This is a genomic window from Sphingopyxis sp. (genome assembly GCF_035565275.1).
Taxonomy (GTDB): domain Bacteria; phylum Pseudomonadota; class Alphaproteobacteria; order Sphingomonadales; family Sphingomonadaceae; genus Sphingopyxis.
Genome location: NZ_DATMST010000149.1, coordinates 1 through 5,610, shown reverse-complemented (window position 1 = coordinate 5,610; position 5,610 = coordinate 1). Strand labels below are relative to the sequence as shown.

General features: G+C 65.7%; 7 protein-coding genes. 2 read left to right on the top strand and 5 right to left on the bottom strand.

What is annotated here, in order from left to right:
• A partial coding sequence (locus VN047_RS10405; protein ID WP_325542399.1) for a Smr/MutS family protein occupies positions 1 to 195 on the top strand: 195 nt, incomplete at its 5' end.
• On the opposite strand, the gene dapE is transcribed toward VN047_RS10405, so the two are convergent.
• Positions 192 to 1,325 carry a succinyl-diaminopimelate desuccinylase gene (gene dapE / locus VN047_RS10400; RefSeq protein ID WP_325542397.1) on the bottom strand — a complete coding sequence of 378 codons (1,134 nt, stop codon included), beginning with the start codon at positions 1,323 to 1,325 and terminating at the stop codon, positions 192 to 194. The genes VN047_RS10405 and dapE overlap by 4 nt on opposite strands.
• Positions 1,326 to 1,421: 96 nt before the next feature.
• On the opposite strand from dapE, the gene VN047_RS10395 reads away from it, so the two are divergent.
• On the top strand, positions 1,422 to 1,889 hold the full coding sequence (locus tag VN047_RS10395; protein WP_325542395.1) for a cupin domain-containing protein: 468 nt from the start codon (positions 1,422 to 1,424) through the stop codon (positions 1,887 to 1,889).
• Here the strand turns inward: VN047_RS10395 and VN047_RS10390 are convergent.
• From VN047_RS10390 to yidC, 4 genes are all read right to left on the bottom strand, one after another.
• The gene (locus VN047_RS10390; RefSeq protein WP_325542393.1) at positions 1,886 to 2,533 is read right to left on the bottom strand and encodes a hypothetical protein; all 648 of its coding nucleotides are present in this window, start codon (positions 2,531 to 2,533) and stop codon (positions 1,886 to 1,888) included. The two genes, VN047_RS10395 and VN047_RS10390, sit on opposite strands and share 4 nt — an antisense overlap.
• Before the next feature lie 56 nt (positions 2,534 to 2,589).
• Positions 2,590 to 3,261 carry a glutathione S-transferase family protein gene (locus VN047_RS10385; protein ID WP_325542391.1) on the bottom strand — a complete coding sequence of 224 codons (672 nt, stop codon included), beginning with the start codon at positions 3,259 to 3,261 and terminating at the stop codon, positions 2,590 to 2,592.
• Between the two features lie 117 nt (positions 3,262 to 3,378).
• Entirely contained in the window at positions 3,379 to 4,038 is a 660-nt protein-coding gene (gene yihA / locus VN047_RS10380) for a ribosome biogenesis GTP-binding protein YihA/YsxC (RefSeq protein ID WP_325542389.1), read from the bottom strand.
• Positions 4,035 to 5,610 (bottom strand): membrane protein insertase YidC (yidC, locus tag VN047_RS10375; RefSeq protein WP_325542387.1); only part of this gene is annotated, 1,576 nt, incomplete at its 5' end. The genes yidC and yihA, both read right to left, overlap by 4 nt.

Sequence of the window (5,610 nt, the reverse complement as noted above, 5' to 3'; positions counted from 1 at the left end):
CTGCGTCCCGGCGCCGACCGCCTGCCGCAGATGCATGGCGACCCGCGTCCGCGCGGCGCGATCCGCGCCTCGCTGCCCGACTGGCTCGCTTACTCACCCTACGCCGACCAGATCGTCGCGCTGCGCCCCGCGCATATCAGTCATGGCGGTGCGGGCGCGGTCTATGTCATCCTGCGCAGATCGCGCGAGGATTAGAGGAAAGCGCGCATCAATATGCCGCGATAGATCGCGGTCAACCTGTGCAAATCTTCTACCGCGACCGCCTCGTCGAGCTTGTGCATCGTCGCATTGGTCAGCCCGAACTCGACCACAGGACACAGCGCGTGGAGGAAGCGCGCGTCCGACGTGCCGCCGGTCGTCGACATTTCGGGCATCACATCGGTCTCGGCATGGATCGCCTCGGCGACCAGTTCGGACAGGTCGCCCGGCGGGGTCAGGAAGGCCTCGCCCGAAATCTTGCCCGATATCTTCGCCTTCGGTTCGACGTCGTGCGCGATCCGCTCGACCAGCGCGACAAGGTCGGCGCCCCTATACTGGTCGTTGAAACGGATCGACAGCCGCGCCCGTGCCGACGCCGGGATGACGTTTGTTGCGCCATTGCCGACCTCGAGATCGGTGAATTCGATGTTCGACGGCTGGAACCAGTCGTTGCCGCTGTCGAGCGCCAACCTATCGATCGCCGCCAATATCCTGACCAGCTTGGGGATCGGATTGTCGGCAAGGTGGGGGTAGGCGACATGGCCCTGCGTCCCCGGTACGTCGATCCAGATATTGACCGACCCGCGCCGCCCGATCTTCACCATGTCGCCGAGCTTGTTCACCGACGTCGGCTCGCCGACGACGATCATGTCGGGCTTCACGCCGCGTGCGTCCATATGCTCCATCAGCGCGCGGGTGCCGAAGATCGCGGGGCCTTCCTCGTCGCCGGTGATGATCAGGCTGACCGTTCCCGCATCGACCGGTGTGGCGGCCGCCGCAGCGACAAAGGCCGCGATCGAGCCCTTCATGTCGACCGCGCCGCGGCCATAGAGCAGGTCGCCGCGTATCTCGGGAGCAAAGGCATCGCCGGTCCAGCCCACCCCCGGCGGCACGACGTCGAGATGCCCGGCAAAGCCGAAATGCTTCGGTCCCTTGCCCGCGCGCACCGCGAGCAGGTTTTCGACCGGCCCGTCGGGTTCGATCCCGTCGACGAAACGCTCGACGGTAAAGCCGAGCGGGACGAGCGCCGCCTCCAGCGCGTCGAACACGGCGCCCATGGCGGGGGTGACGCTCGGCGCGGCGATCAGCGCCTTCGCGAGTTCTACGGGATCGACGGTGATGCTCATGCCGCTCCCTTACCCCCTCGCCGCCGCTCAAGTCGAGGCTTTGCATCGCATCGCCTTTGTGCGAAACAAAGGAAGAACAAAACCACGAGGACTTCCATGCCCAAGCTCGATCTCGATACGATCCCGCAAACCAACGCTACCGGCTACCCCGCGCCTTACGATCAGCCGGTGCAGGGCCGCTGGTACCGCCGTCTCTCCCCCGCCACGGGCCTCGGCGATTTCGCCGCGAGTCACGTCGTGCTCAAACCCGGTGCCTGGTCGTCGCAGCGCCACTGGCACGACGGCGAGGACGAGATGCTGGTGATGATATCGGGCGAGGCGGTGCTGATCGAGGACGACGGACGCTGGCCGATGCGCGCGGGCGACATCGCCGTCTGGCCCAAGGGCAATACCAACGGCCATCATCTGGTCAACGAATCGGACAGCGACTGCGTCTTCGTCGCGCTGGGCGGCGGCAAGAAATACGACACCGGCGGCGGCTATTCGGACATCGACATGCTGTTCACGCCCGACGGCTATTTCCACAAGGACGGCACACCCTATCCGGCGACGCGCATTCCCTAACGGATATCGAAGGCGAGCAGGGTGAAGCGCGCCGGGGTCGTCGCGAAAACGCCGTGCCCGCGCGGCCCGCCGAGCGCGCCGAAGGTCAGCCCCAGCCGGTCGGCATCGGCCAGCGCGGCGCGCATCGCATCGGGGTTCGATCCCGACGTCCGTCCCATGACCGAAATCCAGTCCGGATCGTCGAGGCGAACGCGCATCTCATATTCGCCCGGCGCAAGCGCCCTGACCGTCGCGGCCGGTGAAAACCAGCGATAATGTTCATAGCGCCCCTTCGCCGACCAGGTATCGCCGCGCCGCTGGAGATAGAGCGACAGCGCCGCGGGCAGGTCGGGGCTTTCCTGCGGGACGAAGCGCGTCCCGGGCCGCGCGTCGATGCGGTAGCGAACGGTGATCCGCGACTTTCCGGCCAGCGAGCCCGGACGGAAGGTGACATAATGGACATGCCCCGTCGCGGCGTCGGGGGCAGGGAAGTCGAACGTCCAGCCGGTGGGCGTCGGCCGCGGCCGCAGGGGCATGCCGACCGAATAATTCTTGCCGCGGATGACGGGGCCGATTTCCCAGTCGGGGGCGCCGGGCGCCGCGGCGATCGCGACGGGGGCAAGCAGGGCAAGGCCCATGCAGCTCAGGATGGATCGTCTTTGCATGCCCCGTCCTATCATGCCGCCGGCATCGGTTCCTGAACGGCCGGTTCGTGCCGGGTTCAGCCCTCGACCGGCCCTTCGAACTTCTCGATTATCCAGTCCTCGGCCTGCGCGCCGCCGATCCATTCCTGCATGCACGGATGGCTGATCACCGCCTGCGCATAGGCCGCCGCAAAGCGCGGCAGCGGGATCGAATAGGTGACGAAGCGCGTCACGACGGGCGCGAACATGATGTCGGCCGCCGACCAGCTGCCGAAGAGAAAGTCGCCTTCGCCGCCGAACCGCGCGCGCGCCTCGGCCCAGATCTGGAAGATGCGCACGACGTCGGCCTGCACCTCGGGCAGCAGCTCGGCCGGCGGATAGATGCGCCGGATGTTCATGCTGTGGTTGCGGCGCAGCGCCGCGAAGCTCGAATGCATTTCGGCCGCCATCGACCGCGCCATCGCGCGCGCCGGCATGTCGTCGGGCCAGAAACCCTTCGTGCCGCCGGTCTTTTCGTTGAGGTAATCGATGATCGCGAGGCTGTCCCACACGACGATATCCTCGCCGTCCCACAGGATCGGCACCTTGCCGCCCGACGGTGCGAACTCGTCGCCCTCGCGGCGGTTCGACCAGTCCTCGTCGTAAAGCGGGACGGTGACTTCCTCGAACGGCAGGCCGCTGTGCTTGACCGCGAGCCAGCCGCGCAGGCTCCAGCTGGAATATGCCTTGTTGCCGAGGAAGAGTTTCATGGGGTCTCCGGTTTCCCCTTCCGCTTGCGGGAGGGGTCAGGGGGGGCTGTTTCGGCCCGAAGTCCCCGCTACATGCCCTCACCCAACCCCTCCCGCAAGCGGAAGGGGAGGAAAAGGTCAGCTCTCGACCGCCTCCAGCACCGCGGTGCGCAGTTCGGCGATGCCCATGCCCTTTTCGCTGCTCGTCGCGATCACCTGCGGGTGCGCGGCGGGATGCTTGCGCGCTTCGGCCTCGGTCGCGGCCTGCACCGCTTCGAGTTCGGTCGCCTTGATCTTGTCGGCCTTGGTCAGGACGATGCGATAGCTGACCGCCGCGGTGTCGAGCATTTCGAGCACGTCGCGGTCGACGTCCTTGATCCCGTGGCGGCTGTCGATCAGCACGAGCGTGCGCTTCAGCACCGCGCGGCCGCGGAGGTAATCGTTGATCAGGAAGCGCCATTTCCTGACGACATCCTTCGGCGCCTTGGCAAAGCCGTAGCCGGGCATGTCGACCAGCCGGAAAATCAGCGGCTCGCCGACGTCGAAATAGTTGAGCTCCTGCGTCCGCCCCGGCGTGACCGACGTACGCGCCAGCCCGTTCCGGTTCGTCAGCGCGTTGAGCAGCGACGATTTGCCGACATTCGATCGTCCGGCAAAGGCGATTTCGGGCATGCTGGGCGGCGGCAGGTGTTCGAGCGCCGGCGCCGATTTCAGGAACGCGATCGGCCCTGAAAACAGTTTGCGTGCGCGCTCGGCCCTTTCGGGATCGGCACCGGGTTCAAGATCGACTTCGCTCACTTTGCCGGTGCCGCCTTCAGCTGCGGGAACTTGCGGTACATCCACTGCTGCTGCGCGATCGACAGGATGTTGTTCGTGATCCAGTAGAGCAGCAGGCCCGCGGCGAACGGCGCCATGATGAACATGAACAGCCACGGCATGATCTTGAACACCTGCTGCTGCACGGGGTCGGTCGCCTGCGGGTTCAGGCGGAACTGCAGGAACATCGTGATGCCCAGGATCACCGCGAGGATGCCGATCGACAGGATCGACGGCGGGGTGAAGGGCAGGAGGCCGAACAGGTTCAGGATGTGCAGCGGATCGGGCGCCGACAGATCCCTGATCCACAGGATGAACGGCTGGTGGCGCATTTCGATCGTCAGCATCAGCACCTTGTACAGCGCGTAGAAGATCGGGATCTGGATGACGATCGGCAGACAGCCGGCGAGCGGATTGATCTTCTCGTCCTTGTAGAGCTTCATCAGCTCCTGCTGCATCTTCGGCTTGTCGTCCTTGTACCGGTCCTGCAGCGCTTTCATCTTCGGCTGGACGAGGCGCATCTGCGCCATCGATCCGAACTGGCGCTGCGCGATCGGGAACATCAGGGCGCGGATGATCAGCGTCAGCACCATGATCGCGACGCCGAAATTGCCGACCTGCTTGAACAGCCAGTCGAGCAGCTTGAAGATCGGCACCTCGAAAAATTCGAACCAGCCCCAGTCGATCGCGTTCGACAGGCGCGTGATGCCCTGATCATCCTGATATTTCGACAGGATGCTCACTTCCTTCGCGCCGGCGAAAATGCGGCTCGTCGTCGTGACCTGCTTGCCCGGCGCCACGGTTGCGAAATCGCGCGCGAACAGCGTCTGGTAGTTGTTCGTGCTCGGCGAGCTGATCGCTGCGGTCACGCGCTCGCCCTTCGCCGGGACGATCGCGGCGAGCCAATATTTGTCGGTGAAGCCGAGCCAGCCCGCCGAATTATAGCGGACGGTGCGGTTCGGCGCCTCCTCGACATCGTCATAATCGGTGTCGAACACCGATTTGCCGCCCAGATATCCGGTCGGACCGACGTGGATCGTCCAGCTGTCCTGCTCGTGCGGGTCGGTCGGCTTGCCGAGGCGGTCGATCAGCGCAAAGCTGCTTGCGGTCACCGGCGCGGCGCCGGTGTTGGCGATCGTCTGCTTTGCGGTGATCAGGTAATTGGCGTCGATGCTGTATTCGATGCGGAAGGTCTGGCCGGTGGCGTTCGCCCAGCTCAGCGTGACCGGCGTCGCGGGGGTCAGCTTCGCGCCGCTCGCGGTCCAGACGGTGTTTGCGTTCGGCACTGCGATGCCCTGCGCTGACCAGCCGATGCTGGCGAAATAGGCCGCCTTGGTGCCGCCCGGCGCGAACAGGCGGACCGGCGGCGAATCCTTCCTGATCGTCTGGCGATATTTGCTGAGCGTGATGTCGTCGATGCGCGCGCCGACAAGATTGATCGATCCGGCGATCGCGGGGGTTTCGATCGGGATACGATTGCCATCGGCGAGCACCGCTTCGACCGGGCGGATCGCCTGCGGTGCGGCCGCGGCGGGGGCGCCAGGCGCCGGCAGC

What these genes read in the sequence shown, in the direction of transcription:
- dapE (WP_325542397.1), bottom strand. Translation starts at nt 1,325, where the DNA reads ATGAGCATCACCGTCGATCCCGTAGAACTCGCGAAGGCGCTGATCGCC.
- VN047_RS10395 (WP_325542395.1), top strand. Translation starts at nt 1,422, where the DNA reads ATGCCCAAGCTCGATCTCGATACGATCCCGCAAACCAACGCTACCGGC.
- VN047_RS10390 (WP_325542393.1), bottom strand. Translation starts at nt 2,533, where the DNA reads ATGCAAAGACGATCCATCCTGAGCTGCATGGGCCTTGCCCTGCTTGCC.
- VN047_RS10385 (WP_325542391.1), bottom strand. Translation starts at nt 3,261, where the DNA reads ATGAAACTCTTCCTCGGCAACAAGGCATATTCCAGCTGGAGCCTGCGC.